This window comes from Streptomyces natalensis ATCC 27448, from assembly GCF_000935125.1.
Taxonomy (GTDB): Bacteria; Actinomycetota; Actinomycetes; order Streptomycetales; family Streptomycetaceae; genus Streptomyces; species Streptomyces natalensis.
On record NZ_JRKI01000034.1, the window covers coordinates 114468 to 132276 of the forward strand.

14 protein-coding genes and 2 pseudogenes are annotated in these 17809 nt (G+C 71.5%); 8 read left to right on the plus strand and 8 right to left on the minus strand.

All coding sequences use genetic code 11. From position 1 onward, the window contains the following. Positions 1-66 precede the first annotated feature (66 nt). A complete protein-coding gene (locus SNA_RS25215; RefSeq protein ID WP_044367208.1) occupies positions 67-1368 on the minus strand; it encodes a M14 family metallopeptidase in 1302 nt (433 codons plus the stop codon). Between the two features lie 123 nt (positions 1369-1491). Continuing rightward, the gene (locus SNA_RS25220) at positions 1492-3492 is read right to left on the minus strand and encodes a Xaa-Pro dipeptidyl-peptidase (protein ID WP_044366890.1); all 2001 of its coding nucleotides are present in this window, start codon (positions 3490-3492) and stop codon (positions 1492-1494) included. Positions 3493-3672: 180 nt separating this feature from the next. Between SNA_RS25220 and SNA_RS25225 the strand changes: the two genes are divergently transcribed. Continuing rightward, positions 3673-5172 carry a M1 family metallopeptidase gene (locus SNA_RS25225; RefSeq protein WP_044366892.1) on the plus strand — a complete coding sequence of 500 codons (1500 nt, stop codon included), beginning with the start codon at positions 3673-3675 and terminating at the stop codon, positions 5170-5172. Positions 5173-5236: 64 nt separating this feature from the next. Here the strand turns inward: SNA_RS25225 and SNA_RS25230 are convergent, their stop codons facing one another. Genes SNA_RS25230 through SNA_RS25245 form a run of 4 tightly spaced genes read right to left on the minus strand, consistent with a single transcriptional unit; the run spans position 5237 to position 8868 of the window. After that, positions 5237-5956: a helix-turn-helix transcriptional regulator gene (locus tag SNA_RS25230; protein WP_030064208.1), complete on the minus strand. Its 720-nt coding sequence runs from the start codon at positions 5954-5956 to the stop codon at positions 5237-5239. Between the two features lie 10 nt (positions 5957-5966). After that, positions 5967-6959 carry an alpha/beta hydrolase gene (locus SNA_RS25235; RefSeq protein ID WP_241779828.1) on the minus strand — a complete coding sequence of 331 codons (993 nt, stop codon included), beginning with the start codon at positions 6957-6959 and terminating at the stop codon, positions 5967-5969. Positions 6960-7019: 60 nt separating this feature from the next. Next, on the minus strand, positions 7020-7919 hold the full coding sequence (locus SNA_RS25240) for an oxygenase MpaB family protein (protein WP_030064206.1): 900 nt from the start codon (positions 7917-7919) through the stop codon (positions 7020-7022). Positions 7920-7923: 4 nt separating this feature from the next. Continuing rightward, on the minus strand, positions 7924-8868 hold the full coding sequence (locus tag SNA_RS25245; RefSeq protein ID WP_063894105.1) for an oxygenase MpaB family protein: 945 nt from the start codon (positions 8866-8868) through the stop codon (positions 7924-7926). 132 nt (positions 8869-9000) lie between these two features. Here SNA_RS25245 and SNA_RS25250 point away from each other — a divergent pair, with 132 nt between their 5' ends. The 4 genes and pseudogenes from SNA_RS25250 (at position 9001) to SNA_RS25265 (ending at position 13294) form a co-directional block, all read left to right on the plus strand. Beyond that, a complete protein-coding gene (locus SNA_RS25250) occupies positions 9001-9621 on the plus strand; it encodes a DUF6230 family protein (RefSeq protein WP_030064203.1) in 621 nt (206 codons plus the stop codon). 18 nt (positions 9622-9639) lie between these two features. Further along, a complete protein-coding gene (locus tag SNA_RS38605) occupies positions 9640-10908 on the plus strand; it encodes a DUF6114 domain-containing protein (protein ID WP_051877170.1) in 1269 nt (422 codons plus the stop codon). Positions 10909-10940: 32 nt separating this feature from the next. After that, positions 10941-11822, plus strand: a complete 882-nt coding sequence (locus SNA_RS25260; protein ID WP_030064201.1) for an oxygenase MpaB family protein — start codon at positions 10941-10943, stop codon at positions 11820-11822. After that, a pseudogene (locus tag SNA_RS25265) lies at positions 11819-13294 on the plus strand (aldehyde dehydrogenase family protein). Before SNA_RS25260 ends, SNA_RS25265 begins: the two are co-directional and overlap by 4 nt. A 93-nt stretch (positions 13295-13387) precedes the next feature. On the opposite strand, the gene SNA_RS25270 reads toward SNA_RS25265, so the two are convergent. Further along, positions 13388-13987 carry a TetR/AcrR family transcriptional regulator gene (locus SNA_RS25270; RefSeq protein WP_030064200.1) on the minus strand — a complete coding sequence of 200 codons (600 nt, stop codon included), beginning with the start codon at positions 13985-13987 and terminating at the stop codon, positions 13388-13390. A 329-nt stretch (positions 13988-14316) separates the two neighbouring features. On the opposite strand from SNA_RS25270, the pseudogene SNA_RS25275 reads away from it, so the two are divergent. The 3 genes and pseudogenes from SNA_RS25275 to sph form a co-directional block, all read left to right on the plus strand. Further along, positions 14317-14556, plus strand: a pseudogene (locus SNA_RS25275) (acyl-CoA dehydrogenase family protein); the annotation flags it as partial. Positions 14557-14692: 136 nt separating this feature from the next. Further along, complete coding sequence (locus SNA_RS38610) at positions 14693-16114, plus strand: serine/threonine-protein kinase (protein WP_051877169.1); 1422 nt, start codon at positions 14693-14695, stop codon at positions 16112-16114. 137 nt (positions 16115-16251) lie between these two features. Continuing rightward, on the plus strand, positions 16252-17226 hold the full coding sequence (sph, locus tag SNA_RS25285; protein ID WP_030064197.1) for a sphingomyelin phosphodiesterase: 975 nt from the start codon (positions 16252-16254) through the stop codon (positions 17224-17226). Positions 17227-17263: 37 nt separating this feature from the next. Here the strand turns inward: sph and SNA_RS25290 are convergent, their stop codons facing one another. Then, a complete protein-coding gene (locus SNA_RS25290; protein WP_030064196.1) occupies positions 17264-17746 on the minus strand; it encodes a macro domain-containing protein in 483 nt (160 codons plus the stop codon). Between the last annotated feature and the right edge of the window lie 63 nt (positions 17747-17809).

The following is a 17809-nucleotide window of genomic DNA, read 5'->3' on the forward strand; positions in this document are numbered from 1 at the left end:
GACGGTGCTGCCCCCCAGCCTAAGGTCCGGTTTTGTCCGGATGACGTCCGCAGGGTTACGTCGCGATCACCTCCGGATGGCGCGCCCACCTGCGCAGACGTCCCGGCCGACCGGTGTCGCCGCCGTGAGGTGGTAGTGGGCCCGCCGGTCCAGCAGCAGCGGGACGAGAGCGCGCCGCGACTGCCGCAGGAGGACGACCGCTCCCCCGTCGCGCTCGCGCCGCCACCCGACTCCGTGCAGCGTCAGTTGCCGCTCGACGGCGGCCAGCTGCCCGGCATCCAGGCGGTATCCGCACGGCGGGTCGGACAACACGTCCTGGTCCGTGGCGGGTTCGTTGTCCGCACCGCCGAGGTAGACGGGGCCGCGGTCGGCGTATCCGGCGGTCCGGGCGGCCGTGGTGGCCGCTTCGATCCGTGAACGGTGCCGGTCGAGGAAGGTGAACGCGCCGTGCAGAGCGGCCAGTTGGGAGGCGACCCGGCGCCGGTTGCCCCGCGCTGGGTCCGCCTTCTCGGCGGCCGTCAGGGGATCGACGCGGGTCTCGACGAGCAGTCCCACCGAACCCTTCACGCCCGCCGTGTTGCGCAGGATCCGTTCCTGGCCGTCGCCCGCGACCTGTTTGACCGGTGCGCCGGTCTCCGGGTCGGTCCAGATGCCGTAGACGCCGGTGCTCAGGCCCGCCGCACGGACGGCCGGGGCGACGAAGTCGCGGGAGAGGACGGTGGCCTCGCGGTGCACCGCGGGTGCCGTGTTGAGGTTGCGCGGCCACAGCGACAGCACGTCCTTGACGTAGTACGGCGCGGTGGGGGTGTATTCGTGCAGGTCGTAGATGGTGTCGGGACGGTAGTCGCGGATCACGGCGGCCATCGCGCGGGCCTCGGGGGTGGTCAGGGCGAGGTGGTCGCGGTTGATGTCGGTGCCCTCGGAGTTGCCGCGGGTGTCGGCCGCCCGGCCGTCGGGGTTGGCGGTCGGCAGGACCAGCACGCTGGTGCGGGCGAGGAAGCGCCGGGTGGCCGGGTCCTGGGCGTAGGCCAGATCGCGCACGGTGGTCAGGCACGCCTCGCGGCCGGAGGGTTCGTCGCCGTGCTGGGAGCAGATGAGCAGCACGGAGTTGCCGCGGCGTACGTCCTGGGGGCTCTTGGGGGCGGGGGCGCCGATCCGTACGAGCCGGAGCGGGCGGCCCTGCCGGGTGGTACCGATGCGGTCGAGGCGCACCCGGGGTGTGGCGCGGTCGACCGCGGCGAGGAAGGAGCGTTCCTCCGACTGGCCGGTCCAGCGGGCGCCGTGGCTGATCTCGAAGCCCGTACGGGGCAGCCGGGTTCCGGCCGCGCCGGCCGGGGCAGCGGGCAGCGCCGCGGCGAGGGCGGCCATCAGGCCGACGGCGAGGGCGGCACGGGTGAGGCTGCCGGAGCGGGGTCTCACGAGGGGGCCTCCTGGGGTCGAGGAGAGACGGGAAGGGGGCCGCCCCGAGGTGCGGGGCGGCCCCCGGCCGGGTCAACCCGCGGACGGTATGCGGCTGATCACCGCGGGCGGGGCGATGCCGTTCAGCGTTCCGCCGGCCGCCTGCCGTGCGGCGCCCGCCGTGGCCCGGTCGAACGCCGGGGCGCCGCCGACCAGCGGCAGCCGGGCGACGGTGCGCGCCAGATCGAGGGTCAGCCGGGGCCGGGACGCCGGCGGGTCGATCAGGCCCGCGTCGGTCCCGCCGACGATCAGCGCGAGACGGTGGCCGGCGGGCACGATGTGGTCGCTCGCGGCCAGGTCCAGCGTGATGGTGTACGCCTTGCCCGGGGTGAGCGGGCGGCCCTTGCGCGGGTCGGCGTAGTTGCCGAGGTCGGCCCAGCCGCGGCTGAAGACGGTGTGGGCGACCTTCTGGGTGTCGGCGGCGGTCTCCTTGAAGCAGCCGGTGTCGCCGGTGGTGCCGGTGCCCCAGCAGGTGTGCCGAGTCAGGGTGGTGATGCCCTCGCCCTTGCCCCCGTAATTGCGGATGGTGGCGGGGCCGAGGTCGACCAGGACGGCGGACAGATACGCGGTCGAGGTGCTGGGGGTGGCGGTGATCGTCACCTTGCCGGAGCCGGACAGCCGCAGGGGCGCCTTCAGCGGTGCGGTGGTGAACCCGGCCTTGTCCGGGGTCGCCTTGTCGATCCCCGCCGCCCAGTCGGCCTCGCTGTGCTGGGGGTCGTCGGTGAAGGCCGCGTCCGTACCCGCCGGGGCGGGTACGGTGCCCAGGATGCCGGCGCCCGGGGCGGTGGCGTTACGGGGCCGCAGGGTGGTGGTCTGCGTACCGGCCGCGGGCCACTGTGCGTCGGTGGACCAGGTGTTGGGCGCCCGCTCGATGTCGGCCATCGGCTCGCGGTCGATGCCGTTGCCGTAGCCCATCAGATAGTGGTCGAACCAGCGGTGCAGGGTCGCGACCCAGGTGCCGCGCCGGTAGTCGAAGGGGTCGACGTGCCCGGTCTGCGACAGCCAGATCTTGCGCTCGACGCCGTGCCGGGCGAGCGCGTCCCACCAGCGTCCGGCGTGGCGGGTACGGACGTTGAGGTCCTGCATCCCGTGCACCATGAAGACGCTGGCGTGCACCTTGGCGGCGTTGCGGACGTAGTCCCGTTCGGTCCACAGACCGGTCCAGTCCCCGGTGCGGGGCGCGCCCTCGACCAGTTTCTTCTGGACGGCGCCACAACGTTTCTGCGCCGCGGGGCTCTCCACGTCCTTCGCCAGCGCGTCGGGGCCGGAGTCGTAGAGCGGGGCGCCCTTGGCGAAGTAGTAGTCGTACCAGGAGGAGATGCCGGCTATCGGGACGATGGTTTTCAGGCCCTTGACCCCGGTGGCCGCGACACCGTTGGCGATGGTGGCGTCCCAGCTCTTGCCGATCATGCCGGTGCGGCCGTTGGACCAGCCGGCGGTGACGGGTCTGCCTCCCGTACGGGCGGTGTAGGCGCGCCCCCGGCCGCTCAGCCAGTCGACGACGGCCCTGGCCGACTGGATGTCGGAGCGGCCGCCGATGTCGATGCAGCCGTCGGAGCGATTGGTTCCGGCCAGATCGACCAGGACCGTGGCATAGCCGCGGGGAACGAAGTAGTTGTCATAGAAAAGGGGGAACTGGACCGGGCGGCCCTTGTCGTCGTAGGTCTTCTTCTGGCTCTCGTTGCCGCGCCCGCAGCAGGAGTAGTACGGACTGGCATCCATGATCACCGGGATGCGATGGCCCTGCTGGGCGGGCTCGCGGGGCCGCACGACATCGACGGCGACCCGGTCGGTCCTGCCGTCCGCGTCGCCGTCCAGCCGGGTGTCCACCCACACCGATTCGCGTATCGCGTGGGCGTAGGAGTACACGGGTCTGCTCCCGCCGGAGGCGGCGGAAGCCGAGGAAGCGGCGGAGGCGGCCGCGGGAGCCGCGCCGGCGCCGCCCGGCACGAGGAGCATCGACAACAGGGCGACGGTGGCCGCCACGACGAGCGCCTTCCAGGGGATGTGGGGTATCCACGCACGTATGGTCACGCGCGGACCGTAGCGCGGCTGCTCAACTCCCGTACAGAAGGGGGCGCTACGGGGTGCGTGTCGGCGAGATGTCGGTCATGTGTCGGATGGGGCCATGGACATGACGATGACCACGATGAGTACATAGGGTCCGATCCACAGGGCCCAAGAGATCCCTCTCCCCACCTACTTGGAGGACTCGTGCGTCACAGACTTATCGTCCCGGGTGCCGCGGTGCTCAGTCTCTTGCTGGCGATCCCGGCATCGGCGGCAAGCTTCCGGCCCGGGGCTCCGGGGGTGGGCGACAGCTACTACCCCGACAGCGGCAACGGCGGGTACGACGTCTCCCACTACGACCTGAGGCTCAAGTACCAGCCGAAGACCGACCTGTTGGAGGGCACCGCCACGCTGCTCGCCACGACCACACAGGACCTCTCCCGCTTCAACCTGGACTTCGGCCTCAAGGTCAGCGAGATCCGCGTCAACGGCGTCAAGGCCCGCTTCGCGACCTCCGGCAAGCACGAGCTGGAGGTCACCCCGGCCACACCGCTGGAGAAGGGCCGGCAGATCAGCGTCGTGGTGCGCTATGCGGGCACGCCCTCGCAGGTGAAGATCGACGGCTACAGCGGCTGGGCCCGTACGCCCGACGGCGGTGTGGTGGCACAGGAGCCGGACGCCGCCGTGTGGTGGTACCCGAGCAATGACCACCCCACCGACAAGGCGACCTACGACATCTCGGTGGCCGTCCCGGACGGCACCCAGGCACTGAGCAACGGCGTGCTGCTGTCCGAGACCTCCAAACTCGGCTGGACCCGCTACAACTGGCGCTCGGACAAGCCCCAGTCGACGTATCTGACCACGCTGGCGGTCGGCAAGTTCGACATCACCAAGGACACCACCGCGAACGGCCTGCCGGTGATCAACGCCGTCAGCAAGGACCTGGGCGCCAACGAGGGCGCGGCCAAGGCCAGCATCGCGCGTACGGCCGAGGTCGTGCAGTGGGAGGAGGGCCTCTTCGGCCGCTACCCCTTCAATGCGCTGGGCGGGTATGTGCCGAACGTGCCGGCCGGGTACGCGCTGGAGACCCAGACCCGGCCGTTCTACGGCAAGAAGGTGTTCGACAACGGCGCCAATGTGTCCGTGATCGTCCATGAGCTGGCGCACCAGTGGTACGGCGACAGCGTGTCCCTCAAGGACTGGAAGGACATCTGGGTCCACGAGGGCTTCGCCCGCTACGCCCAGTGGCTGTGGCCGGAGAAGGAGGGCGAGGGCACCGCGCAGCAGCTCGCGGACTATGTCTACGCGCAGCACCCGGCCGACGACGCGTTCTGGAAGGTCAAGCCCGGCGACCCCGGTGCCAAGAACCAGTTCGACATCGCCGTCTACGACCGGGGTGCGCTGGCCATCCAGGCGTTCCGCAACAAGGTCGGCGACAAGGTCTTCTTCGAGATCCTCAAGGCGTGGCCGACGGAGAACAGGTACGGCAACGGTTCGGTGGCCGACTTCGTGAAGTTCGCGGAGAAGAAGTCCGGCAAGAAGCTCGCCGGCTTCTTCGGCACCTGGCTGTTCCAGCCCGCCAAGCCGGCCGCTGGGGCGGCCACGGGCATCGCGGCGGCGGCGCGGAAGGCGCCGGTGGCGCAGCCGAAGTCGTGGAAGTCGATCGCGGCGACCAATGAGGTGCACGAGGCGCACGGGCACTGAAGGGACCGGGCGTCGAGCCCTGTAGGAGAGCGGGAGCCGGGGTGTCGTCCCCCGGCTCCCGCTCTCAGGCCAGGGGTGTGAGGGGAGCCAGCGTGGTGGGCCGCACCGCGTCGGCTGCGGCCGAGCCGCGCAGGAGTGCGGTCAGGTCGTGGGGCCGCGCCCGCTCCGTGGTGGGAACCGCCGCCGTGATGCGGTCCAGCCGGAAGCCCCGGCCGGCCTGTCGCGTACGGCACCACCCGATGAGGTACCACCGGCCGTTGGCGGTGAGCAGTCCGGCCGGTTCCACCACGCGGTCGCTTTCGCGTCCTGCTGCGTCGATGTAGGTCAGCCGCAGCACCGTGTGGGCGGCGAGACCCTGTTCCACCGCGGCGCGGACCGTGGAGTCGGACGGCGAGGGCAGCGTCACGATCCGTGCGGCGAGTTCCTGCGCCGCCGCCGAGACGGGGCCCGTCATCGAGGCGGCGACCTTCTGGGCCGCCGTGCGGGCCGCACCGGCGTACGGGGCACGGGCGTCGGTCGCGGCGAGGGCGACGGCCAGTGCGGAGGCTTCCTCGGCGGTGAAGTGGATAGGGGGCAGGGTCATTTCCGGGTCGATCGACCAGCCCCCGCCTCGCCCGGGGGCGGTGCGCACCGGGAGACCGGCCGCCATCAGCGCCTGGAGGTCGCGCTGCGCCGTGCGCGTACTCACCTCGAATCGCGCGGCGAGCGCCGCGACCGTCAGCGGCCGCGGCGCCGCCGCGCGCAATTCCTCCACCAGCGCATAGAGCCGGGCAGTGCGGTTCATGCCGGCGACGCTACCGTCCCGCGGTGGACAGGAAGTCCCGCTCGCGCCGCTGTTCCCGCTCGGTGACGGTCAGCGGGAAGAGGGTGAAGCCGTGCATGGCGCCGGCGACGACACCGAGTTGCACGGGTGCGCCCGCCGCCTGCCACCTCCGGGCCAGGAACAGCGAGTCGTCGAGCAGCGGATCCTCGGTGCCGACGACGATCCGGGCGGGGGGCAGACCGGCAAGGTCGGCGAACAGCGGTGAGAGCGCGGGGTCGCGGCGTTGTTCCGCCCCCGTGCCGGGGGTGAACAGCTCGTAGGTCCGCCGCAGCGTGTCGGTGTTGCTCAACAGCCGCTTCGATCCGAACAATCGCTGGCTCGGTGTCATCGACAGGTCGTAGGAGCCGAACAGCAGGTGGGCCGCCCGGAACGCGTCGGTGATGCCGTACCGGTCGCGAAGGCGCAGCAGGGTGACGACGCTCAGGTGGGCACCGGCCGATTCGCCCCCGATCAGCAGCCGTTGGGTACCGAACTCGGCCGCGGCATGGTCCACCAGCCACCGGGCGGCCGCTTCGCAGTCATCGGGCCCGGCGGGGAACGGGTGTTCCGGCGCCAGGCGGTACTCCACACTGACCACGGCCAGCCGTGCCTGCTCGGCGAGCCGCCACAGTTTTTCGTCCTGCCCGTCCGCGGAGCCGAATACCCAGCCGCCTCCGTGGAGGTGCAGATACACGCCGTCGACGCGGTCGGGCACGAACGCCCGGACCCGCACCCCGCCGGCAATGACGCGGTCCCGGCCCTGCGGCAGTCGCACCGGTGGCGCGTCGCCACCGAGCCGGTTGCGCCGCAGGGCGGCCAGCGCGGTTGCGTCCGGCGTCCTTTCGCGCGCCGGGCGGCCCGCTGCGGTGGCCTCGAATTCCTTGTTGAATGCCAGCGTCTCGGCGAGGCAGTCCTCGTCGGTGAGCGTCATGCCATCGGTGAGTGTCATGCCCTTGGTGATCTTCATGCCCTCGGTGATCGTCATGCCGCCGACCCTCGCAGCCGTCCGCGACAACGCCCTGTCACCGTTTCCTGGTGAGCTGCCTCACATGCCGTAGCGCTGCCTCGCGCGGCGCGCCGCCCGGCGGGCCCGGCGCGCGATCGGCATATAGCGCAGCCGCTCCGGCAGCATCGGCACCGCCACGCGCACCACCCGCCCGCAGCGCCGCAGCGTGCGCTCCTGTGCAGCGGTCCACTCCAGCCCGAGGGCCCGACGGGCCTCCGGCGGCATCAGCCCGATGGTCAGGAAACGGCGCAGCCGGGCGAAGCGCGGGTAGAGCCAGGGCCAGGTCAGCCGGAGCAGCAGCAGTAGCGGGCGCGGTCCACGGTCGGGCGCCGGCATCGGGCGCTCGGGGAAGAGCAACTCCCGTACCACGGCGCCCTGTTCCAGCTCCTCGTCGAGGACGGTGCGGTAGTACGGCCAGAACTCCTCGATGGTCTGCGGCATATCGCGGTCGTGGATGCCCAGGATCCTCCCGACCTGGAGCCATTCCGCGTACAGCTGCCGTTCCTGGGCCTCGGTGAAGGGGCGGCCGAGGTAGCGCTGCGCATACCGGAAGACGGGGTAGCCGGTGGCGTGCACCCAGGAGTAGAAGGCGGGACTGAGCGCGTGGTACGTGCGGCCGTGGGCGTCGGTGCCCTGGATCGTCCGGTGCAGCCGCCGCAGCCGACGGCCCTCCTCGACGGCCTCCTCGCCGCCGTACACCCACAGCTGCAACGAGGCCAGCGACCGCTCGCCGCGCCCCCAGGGGTCGGTGCGGAACACCGAGTGATCGTCCACCCCCGCACCCACCGCGGGGTGCGCGACCTGCATGGTCAGGGCGGCCGGGAGGGTCAGCACCATGCGGATGTCGCCGACCAGCGACCAGAGGATGCCTCCGGGCGGCGGGGGTATCGGATCCTTCCGCGCCGCACGTTCGCTTCGCCGGGAACATTCCGTTTTCATCGCGTTACTCATCATACGACGCTCCCAGGGGCCGCCGGCTACGGGGATCGGTGCCCGGCCGGTGGGTGTGCCAGTACGCCAGGAACAGGGCCGGGGCGATCCGCAGCGGCGGCGGCACCAGCGCCATCAGGAAGCGCACGACCCGGGCGAACCGCCGCAGCCGCCGCTCCTGTCGTGTCGTCCAGGCCAGGCCGAGGCGCTCACGCAGGACGGGCGGCAGTACGCCGACGGTGACCAGCAGCGCACAGCGCGCGGCGACCGCGGCGAACGGCCGCCACAGCAGGGCGGGCACCCACCACACCGGCGGTTTCTGCGGACGCGCCAGCTCGTCGAGGACGTCCCGCACGGACCGGTTCATCTCCAGACGGTTTTCGACCATGTCGTCGTAGTAGGCGCAGAACGCGGGCCAGTCGGGCGGAAGATGCCGTTCCTTGAGCCCCCACAGGAGTCCCACCTCCCTCATCTCCCGGTAGTACTCGGATATCTGTTGCTCCGTCAGCCCCTTGCCGAACAGCTTCAGCGCGTCTACGGGGCCGCGGACGAGGGTGGCGTGCACCCAGTGGTACGCCTCGGGGTGCAGCGCGTGATAGCGGCGGCCCTCGCCGTCGACGCCCTTCATCTCGCGGTGGACCTCGCGCAGCCGCCGGGCCTCGGCGGTGGCAGCCGCCTGGCCTCCGTAGATGACGGTGCCCAGGGAGCCGACGGTCCGCAGCAGCCGCTGCCAGGGCCGGGCACGGAAGTCGGAGTGGTCCTCGACGCCGGCGCCGACCACGGGGTGGGCGACCTGGAGAAGCAGGAGCTGAGGTGACGTCAGAAAGGCGCGGGTGTCGCCGAAGTGACGCCAGGCGATATCGCCTCGCCGGGGCGCCCGGAGCCGCGCGGACGCCTGTTCAGGTGCCGGTTCGGGGACCGGTTCGGGAGGGGTGTCGGCTGTGGTCGCGGTGCTCATCCGGCCTCCTGTGGTGCCGTGTGGGCCCGTTAATGAATCCGTGTCAGCAGTGTTGACGCGGCTCGTGAAACAAGTCAATAGTCTTTGTAACATTGACTCACCCCGTCGGGAGGACCCGGAATGGATCCCGAAATGGCTGCGCGAGCACGTGAGTTGAGCCCCGAAGGACGCACCCACTGGAAGCGCACCGCCGTGATGCTGGTGCCGGGCGTCGCCTGTGTGGGAGCGGTGGTGATCGCACTGGCCCAGGGGGCGATGGCCGCGTCGTTCGCCGTCTCCGGCAAGAATTTCAAGGTCTCCGCGGACCGGATCACCGGCCGGGGGATCTCCGGCTTCCCCTCCTCGCTCGGCGCCAAGGACGGCACGGGGCACGCCGTCCTGCTGGCGGGCATCGCCTCCGGTACGGCACAAGGGGTGTGCCTGTCGATGAAGCAGAAGCTGCCGCTGGTCGGCGAGGTGTCGCTGATCGTCCGGTCGGGCGGCGAGCGGGCCATCAAGGGCGAGCACCTCGTCGTCGACGCCGACGCGCTGACCAGCAGCGGGGGCCGGGTGACGGGCGTACAGGCGGGCCGGGACGCTTCCACGCTCACCGCCGCGCCGGGAGTCAGCGGCCCGCAGGGGCTCTTCGGCGTCCAGGCGGACACCGCGGTCGCCCGCGATGTCCGCAGCACGGCCTGGGCCTCCAACGGCGGCTCGCTCACCCTCGACAAGGTCGAGATCGAGCTGAGCCATACCGGCAAAGAGTGCTACTAGCCGGAGGGGAGCCGACCCGTGATCACCTTCGTACTCGGCTTTCTCGCCGAACTGGCCAAGGAGTTCGGCGACTGGCTCGACCGCATCCTGCCCGCCCCAGGGCTGCGCCGGCCGCTGCGGTCCTGGCGCCGGCGGCGCCCGTTCTGGGCGGGGATCTGGGCGATGGCCGGCGGCGCCGAGATGATCGCGCTGCCTCTGGCGCCGCTGCCGCTGATGCTCAAGGTGGGGATCGGTGCGATGTCCGCGATCGGCGTCGGGCTGGTCCTGATCGCCGGCGGCCTGTTCTTCCTCTTCGCCCCCGCGCAGCGGATGTTCGTTTCCGTCGTCACCGCCATCGCCTCGCTGGTCTCCCTCGCCACCACCAACCTCGGCGGCTTCGGGATCGGCTGCGGACTGGGGCTGCTGGGCTCGTCCATGGCCTTCGGCTGGCTGCCCCACCCGCCCCGTACGCCCGACGCGCCCCCACAGGGGGTGGCCGCCCACCCAAAAGCGCCTGAGGGCCACGGTGTCCGGCGGCCGCCCGGCACCTCCGCCCTCGCCCTGACGCTGCCCCCGCTGCTGATCGCGGGCCTGGTCACCACCGCGCCCTCGGCCGCGGCCCGGCCGGGCGGCGGTGATCCCCGCGGCGCCGCCGCCCGCGTCTCCCTCCCCTGCCTCTCCGGCGTGGACACCGGTGGCGCCGACAACCCCGACCCCACGGGGCCTCCGCCGTCCGAAGGGGGACGTCCCGGGCGTCCCGGACGTCCCACCGGCACGGCCGAGCCCGGGAAGATCGGCGACCCCGACGACCTCACCGCACTCACACCCCCGCTGGTTTTCGGCGACCAACCGGGCCCCGGCCGCGCCACCTACTCCGTCAGCCCCTACTACCCCACCGTCAACGCCACCCGCCTGACGGCCACCGACGCGATCATCCACGGGGCGACCTATCTGCCCACCGTGGGCGGCGGCCGGATCAAGGTCCTGTGGGTGCATGCGGCGCGGATCGTCGCCGACGACTACCACCTCGACGTCAAGGGCCCGAGCGGGGCGACCCACACCCTCGACGTCCAGCTCGACATCCGTGACGTCGACGTCTACGCCACCTATCTCAAGGGCTCGATCGAAATCCCCGGCCTCAAGGTCAACACCCCACACATCTGCATCGGCGCGGACATCATCCCGGCCAACCTCCCCGTCGCCGTCCGACTCCCCCACCTGACCGTGGAACCGGTCACCGCGGGCCAGGTGCTCGTCGACACCGCTGACGTGCGCTACACGCGCCTCGGCACCCACCCCCAGCGATAGCCCCCGGCCCCGCCCTCAGGAGGTATGTGCCCATGGGCCGCTACAGCCGGCTGCGCGAGATCCGCCGGATGGACCCCGAGCGCGACTACGAACAGATCTTCCGCTGGATCACCCAGTACGAGTTCCCCTGGGACTACGCCCAGGGCATCTCCCTCGCCTTCCTGCGCGACTACGGTGTCCCCCGCATCTCCCAACTCCTCGACCACACCCAGGAGTTCGAACGCGCCGGACAGAAGCGCTACGACGACACCGTCCTCTTCGGCCACGAGATGGCCGCCGAGGGCTTCGACTCCGAGCGCGGCCGCGCGGCCGCCCGCCACCTCAACCGCATCCACGGCAAGTACACGATCCGCAACGAGGACTACCGCTTCGTGCTGGCCACGACGGTCGTCGGCCCCAAGCGCTGGATCGACCGCTTCGGCTGGCGGCCGCTGTGCGCCAACGAATGCCAGGCCCTCGCGCTGGTCGGCCACAAGATGGCCGAGCTGATGGGCATCGAGGGCGCCCCGGACACCATGGCCGGATACGAGAAGCTGCTCGACGACTACGAGGCGTCGGCGTTCGCCTACGACCCGGCCAACCATCGGGTCGCCAACGCCACCTTCCGCGTCCTGTCCGCCTGGTATCCGCCGGCGCTCCGTCCGGCCGTCGCCCGCTTCGTGCTCGCGCTCCTCGACGAGCCGCTGCTGAAAGCCCTGGGTTTCCCCCAACAGCCCTCCTGGACAAAGGCGTTGGCGGTCCGATCGCTGCGGGCCCGCGCTGCCTTCGTACGGCTCACCCCCGCCCGCCCCGAGTCCCGTCCCCGCCTCGCGCCGCCCCGGTCGTACCCCTTCGGCCACACCCTCGACGACCTCGGGCCCGCCTGGGCCCAGCACCGGCCGCTGCGGCCGCTCCCCGGCGAGGAGACGTCATGACGGACCGGTTCACCGTCCGCTCCCCCGTCACCGGCGCGCCGGTCGGCGAACATCCCGTGCACGGCCCCGAGGACGTATGCGCCGCCGTCGGCCGGGCCCGCGCGGCGGCCCGCGACTGGTCGGCCTGCGGCTGGGCCGGACGCCGGGCGCACCTGCTCTCCTGGAAGCGGTCGCTGGCGCGCCGGACGGACGAACTCGCCTCGCTCATCCGCGCCGAGACCGGCAAGCCGCGGCACGACGCCCGCGCCGAGGTCCTGCTGACCCTCGTCCATCTGGACTGGGCGGCCCGCAACGCCCGCCGCGTCCTGGGCCGCCGCCGAGTCCCCGCCGGTCCGCTCTCCGTGCACCAGCGGGCTCTGGTCGGCTACCGCCCACTGGGCGTGATCGGCGTCATCGGCCCCTGGAACCATCCCCTCCACACCCCCATGGGATCGATCGGGTACGCCCTCGCGGCGGGCAATGCGGTGGTCTTCAAACCCTCCGAACTCACCTCGGGTGTAGGCGAGTTGCTGGCGCGGAGCTTTGCCGAGGCGGTGCCCGGCCACCCCGCCCTGCTCCAGACCGTGACCGGGCACGGCCCGACCGGCGCAGCCCTGGCCCGCTCCGGTGTCGACAAGGTCGCCTTCACCGGATCCCCGGGCACCGCCCGCAAGGTCGCCGCCGTCTGCGCCGAACGGCTCACCCCGATGCTCGCGGAGTGCGGCGGCAAGGACGCCGTCCTGGTGGACGCCTCCGCTTGATCTGGACGCGGCGGCCGAGGCGATCGTGTGGGGCGCGCTGGCCAATGCGGGCCAGACCTGCGCCGGAGTGGAACGCGTCTACGCCGTCGCCTCGGTGCACGCCGCGCTGTGCGCCCGCATCGTGCACCGGGTACGCGACCTACACCCCGGCCCGGACCCCGACTCACCCTACGGGCCGCTATCCTCCCGGCCCAACTCGCCACCGTGGAACGCCATATGAAGGAGGCGCTCGCCGCCGGCGCCCATGCCGCGTACGGCGGGCCCGCATCCCTCCGGCCTCCGTACGTCCACCCCGTCGTCCTGGTGAACGTCCCGGAGGACTCCCCCGCCATGCGGGAAGAGACCTTCGGCCCGCTCGTCGCGGTCAATGCCGTCGCCGATCTCGACGAGGCGGTCGCTCGCGCCAACGCCGGGACCTACGCCCTCGGTGCGGCCGTCTTCACCGCCGACCGCCGCCGCGGACTCGCGGTCGCCGAACGCCTCGCCTCCGGCGCGGTCTCGGTCAATTCCGTCCTCGGCTTCGCCTCGGTCCCCGCACTCCCCTTCGGCGGCTCCGCCGACTCCGGCCACGGCCGCATCCACGGCGCCGAGGGCCTCCGTGGCTTCGCCGCCCCGCACTCCCTCACGGTCCGCCGCTTCCGGCCTCCGGTGGACCTGACGTCCTTCACCTCGTCGCGGCGCCGGGCGGAACGCGCCGTCGAACTGGGGAGGCGGCTGCACGCGCGCTGGTGAACTGCCGACGGCAGCCCCCTGGCGGGCCTTCGCCAGGGACGGCTGCGGGCTCGCTGGGGGCGCTGGGGCACAGGGGGCGCTGAGGGGGCGAGCTCACCGCCCCAGCAACGGCACCAAATACCTCCGCGCGAACCCCCGCGCCTGCTCATCGTCCTCCAGCGCAAAACAACTCACCGGATTGAGCAGAAAGGACACCGTAATCCGCACCATCAGCTCCGCAACGGCCGTCGGGTCCCCCTCCTCCCGGCCCTCCGTCCGCTGCGCCCTGCGCAGATGCGCCGCCAGGTACCCCCGCATCGCCAGAAACGACGGCCCGCTCTCCAGCGTGAGATACGGCAGCATCGTCTCCGGCTCCAACCGCATCAGCCCCCCGATCAGCGGATGCCCCCGGATCAGCCGGAGTATCGCGGCAAACCCCTCGACCATCCGCTCCTCCATCGTCGGCAGCCCGGCGACCGCCGCATCCACCTCGGCCACGAACAACCGGTACTCCCGCAGCAGCACCTGCTGCACCAGCTCGTCCTTGTTGCCCACCCGCCGGTACACCGTCACCCGCGACACCTTGGCCCGTTTGGCCACATCGTCCACGGTGGACCGCCGCAGCCCGAAGGTCATGAACTGCTCCCGGGCCGCATCGAGGATCGTGTCGGTCAGCGCATCCCCGGGCGGCGCGCCGGCCAGGGCCCGCGCCATCAACGACCCCGCGTCGCGGGCATCCACCCCGGCACCCGGCGCCGTGCTCCCCGTACTCCGTACGCCCATCGCTCCCGCCCCTTCCACCCCGTTCTCACGGCCTTCACGGCCCTCGCAGTCCTCGCTCGCGGACCGCTCGTAACAGAGACACTAACGGAATAACTTTGTCACTACGCCCTGCTCAGGAGGTATTCCATGGTCGGCCGACCCACCCCCGAACAGCGGGACTTCCGCACCGCGCTCCGTGCCTTCGCCCACCGCGAATGCGGCACCCGCGCCCAGCGCGACGCCCTCACGGCCGAGACCGGCGGTCCGCACAACCCTTCCCGGCCGCCCGCTGCGACGCGGAACCCGACCGGCTCTTCCCCCGCGAGGCGTCCATGGCGAAGCTGAAGGCCACCGAAACCGCCAAACGCGCGGCCCTGGAAGGCATGCAGATGATGGGCGGCTACGGCTGTGCGACGGAGTACGACATGGAACGCCATCTGCGCACGGCCGTGGTCTCCACCGTCTACGGCGGCACCAGCGAGATCCAGCGCGAGATCATCGGCAAGAGCTACGGCTTGTAGGCCCGGCCCGGTCGCCGCCGGTGGCTAAAGTGACGGTTTCCAGGGAGAGTTGGCGACTCAGGTGGCGTGCCCGTCCTGCGACGGGCTCCGGGACCAGGCGGGGGTGGCTGTGGGGCGGAACGCGCAACCGGGGCAGGTGATCGGGGGGCGGTACCGGCTCGTCTCCGACCTCGGATCCGGAGGGTTCGGACGGGTGTGGAAGGCCCGTGACGAAACCCTGCGGATCGATGTGGCGGTCAAGGAGATCTGGCTGCCTCCGGCGGTATCCGAGGCCGAGCAGGCCGAACGACTGGCCCGCGCCGCGCGCGAGGCCCGCAACGCCGCCCGGCTGCGCGACCATACGCACGTCGTCACGGTGCACGACGTCGTCGTGGAGGACGGTCTCCCCTGGATCGTCATGCAGCTGGTCGACGGCTGCTCCCTGGAGGAACACCTCGCCACGCACGGACCGCTGTCGGTGGAACATGCCGAGAAGGTCGCCCGGGCGCTCCTGCGGGCGCTCGGTGCGGCGCACGAGGCGGGAATCGTCCACCGTGACGTCAAACCGGCCAACGTCATGCTCACCAGGGGCGGTGATGTGCTGCTCACCGACTTCGGGATCGCGGTCCACCACACCGACACCGCGCTGACCACCACGGGGGCGATCATCGGCTCGGTGGAGTACATGGCCCCCGAGCGGGTGCGCGGCACCGACGGACTGCCCGCCGGCGACGTGTTCTCGCTGGGAGTGACGCTGTATCAGGCCGTCGAGGGCTTTTCGCCGTTCCGCCGGGGCACGCCCACCGGATGCATGGCAGCGGTCCTGTTCGAGGAGGCTCCGCCGTCGAAGCGGGCGGGCCGGCTCGCACCCCTCATCACGGCCCTCCTGGACAAGGACCCGGACCGGCGTCCGGACACGCGCGCGGCCCTGGCCCGGCTCGCGTCGCCGACGGTGCCCTGGACCGTACACCGTGCCCCCAGGGCCGAGGCGTACCTACGGATCGCCGGGGCCGTCCGGGCGCTGGCCGAGGCCCGGAGGGCCGAGGTCACGCGGACGGCCGGAGTCGTACACCGTCCGCCCAGGACGGAGGCCGAGTCCGTCGTCCCGACGACAACCGCACGGCCGCGGCCCGGCGTCACGACGAAAGCGGCACGGCCACGGTCCGGCGTCACCACGACAACCGCACGGCCACGGTCCGGGAAGGCGCTCCAGGTCACCGCGAGCATCGCGCTGGTGGTAGCCATCGCCATAGCCGTGACCCTCGTGCAGTCCCGCGGCGACACCGGCGACAAGACGGTCTGCGACAGGGCGTTTGAGGACATCGCGGTGTTCCAGCAGACCTATCCCTCGTTCACCACCGAAGACCGGGCGGCGAAGGCCGCAGCCGACCGGCTGGCAGCGGACCTCCGCGCCGAGCGGGCGAAGGCGAGCGATACGAACGTGAGCATCGCGCTCGGCAATTACGCAGCCGCCGCTCCGGAGGGGGCCGACGTCGGCGGCGGCGACCTTCGGACCCAGTTGTACGACTACCTCCTCACGGCATGCCAGAAGGTGGGCAGCACTCCCCGGAGTTCCTGAAACGATCAACTGCCCCTGCGGCTCGGAGAAGTCTCCCTTCCCTCCATCTCCTTCTCTCCCAACGGTTACCTAGAAGTAACCCCGGCTGATTGGATATGCGTCGCCGGTCCAACCCCCCTACCCCACAGGGAGTTCCCGTGTCGCACTCCGCGCTGCGTACGTCCCGAGCCGTCGCGATAGCCGCAGCCCTGGCCGCCGTCGCCCTGACCGCCGCGCCCTCCACGGCCTCGGCCGCCACCACCCCCCGTCTGAAGGTGCTGACCTACAACACCTTCCTCATGAGCAAGAACCTCTATCCCAACTGGGGCCAGGACCACCGCGCGCAGGCGATCCCGGACGCGGACTTCTTTCAGGGCAATGACGTCGTCGTTCTTCAGGAAGCCTTCGACAACTCCGCCTCCGACGCCCTGAAGTCCCGCGCCGCCGCGCAGTATCCCCACCAGACCCCGGTGGTCGGCCGCAGCAAGGACGGCTGGGACGCCACCGGCGGCGCCTACTCCGCCGTCACCCCCGAGGACGGCGGGGTGACGCTGCTGAGCAAGTGGCCGATCCTGCGCAAGGAGCAGTACATCTACAAGGACGCCTGCGGTTCGGACTCCTACTCCAACAAGGGCTTCGTCTATGCGGTGCTGGACGTCAACGGCACCAAGGTGCATGTCGTCGGCACCCACACCCAGTCCACCGACTCGGGCTGCAAGGCGGGCGAGGCGGCTGCCGACCGCGCCCGGCAGCTCAAGGAGATCGACGCCTTCCTCGACGCCAAGAACATCCCGGCGGACGAGGAGGTCATGCTCGCCGGCGATCTGAACACCGACTCCCACGGCGACGAGTACCAGGCCCTGCTCAGCAATGCCGACGTGGCCCCCGCCGACAGCCGCACCGGCCACCCGTACTCCTTCGACACCCAGGAGAACTCCATCGCGAAGTACCGCTACCCGAGCGATCCTCGCGAGGACCTGGACTATGTCCTCTACCGCAACGGCCATGCCCGTCCTGCCAGTTGGCAGAACACGGTGGTGAAGGAGGAGTCGGCGCCCTGGACGGTCTCCAGCTGGGGCAAGGACTACACCTACACCAACCTTTCCGATCACTATCCCGTGATCGGCGGCTGACCGGCGCAGGGCCGCCGCGGCCCGGCGGACAGGGAGCTCAGTGGTCGTAGACCGTCACGGCTATGCCCTGCCGGGTGAGCCGCTCGGATATCAGCGGCTCCACCCGGGACCACTTTCCACCCGCCAGTCCGCAGCCGATCCGCGGCATATGGACCGACGCCCCCAGCTCCCGGGCCTTGGCCGCCACCCTGCCCAGCCCCGCGTCGATGGCGTCATACCGCACCGGGACGCCCTTGCTGCCCGTCTTCATCCCCCGCTGCCCGACGACATTGGCCACCCACAGGCGCTCCCCGACCTGGACGAACTGGGCCGCGCCGAGGCCGAAGTCGTTCCCCGCGCGCCCGCGGTGCCAGCTGCGGTACGCCGCCTCGGGCTCCGGCCAGCGGCCGGAGAGGGCGAGGACGAATCCCTTGCCCCAGCCGCCGAGGTCGTTGCAGATGTGCGTGATGATCTTGACGCCCTTGCCCTGCGGCGCGCTGGCGTCCCCCTTGACGTAGGAGATCCCCGTTTTCTCAGTCATGTCTCCACGGTAAGGGCGACCACTGACAATCGGCCGGGGACGGAAAAGGGCGGCCGCGGAAGC

What these genes read in the sequence shown, in the direction of transcription:
- SNA_RS25290 (WP_030064196.1), bottom strand. Translation starts at nt 17,746, where the DNA reads ATGACTGAGAAAACGGGGATCTCCTACGTCAAGGGGGACGCCAGCGCG.
- SNA_RS25230 (WP_030064208.1), bottom strand. Translation starts at nt 5,956, where the DNA reads ATGAACCGCACTGCCCGGCTCTATGCGCTGGTGGAGGAATTGCGCGCG.
- SNA_RS25250 (WP_030064203.1), top strand. Translation starts at nt 9,001, where the DNA reads ATGGCTGCGCGAGCACGTGAGTTGAGCCCCGAAGGACGCACCCACTGG.
- SNA_RS25215 (WP_044367208.1), bottom strand. Translation starts at nt 1,368, where the DNA reads ATGGCCGCCCTCGCCGCGGCGCTGCCCGCTGCCCCGGCCGGCGCGGCC.
- SNA_RS25260 (WP_030064201.1), top strand. Translation starts at nt 10,941, where the DNA reads ATGGGCCGCTACAGCCGGCTGCGCGAGATCCGCCGGATGGACCCCGAG.
- SNA_RS25240 (WP_030064206.1), bottom strand. Translation starts at nt 7,919, where the DNA reads ATGAAAACGGAATGTTCCCGGCGAAGCGAACGTGCGGCGCGGAAGGAT.
- SNA_RS25235 (WP_241779828.1), bottom strand. Translation starts at nt 6,959, where the DNA reads ATGACGATCACCGAGGGCATGAAGATCACCAAGGGCATGACACTCACC.
- SNA_RS25245 (WP_063894105.1), bottom strand. Translation starts at nt 8,868, where the DNA reads ATGAGCACCGCGACCACAGCCGACACCCCTCCCGAACCGGTCCCCGAA.
- SNA_RS25270 (WP_030064200.1), bottom strand. Translation starts at nt 13,987, where the DNA reads ATGGCGCGGGCCCTGGCCGGCGCGCCGCCCGGGGATGCGCTGACCGAC.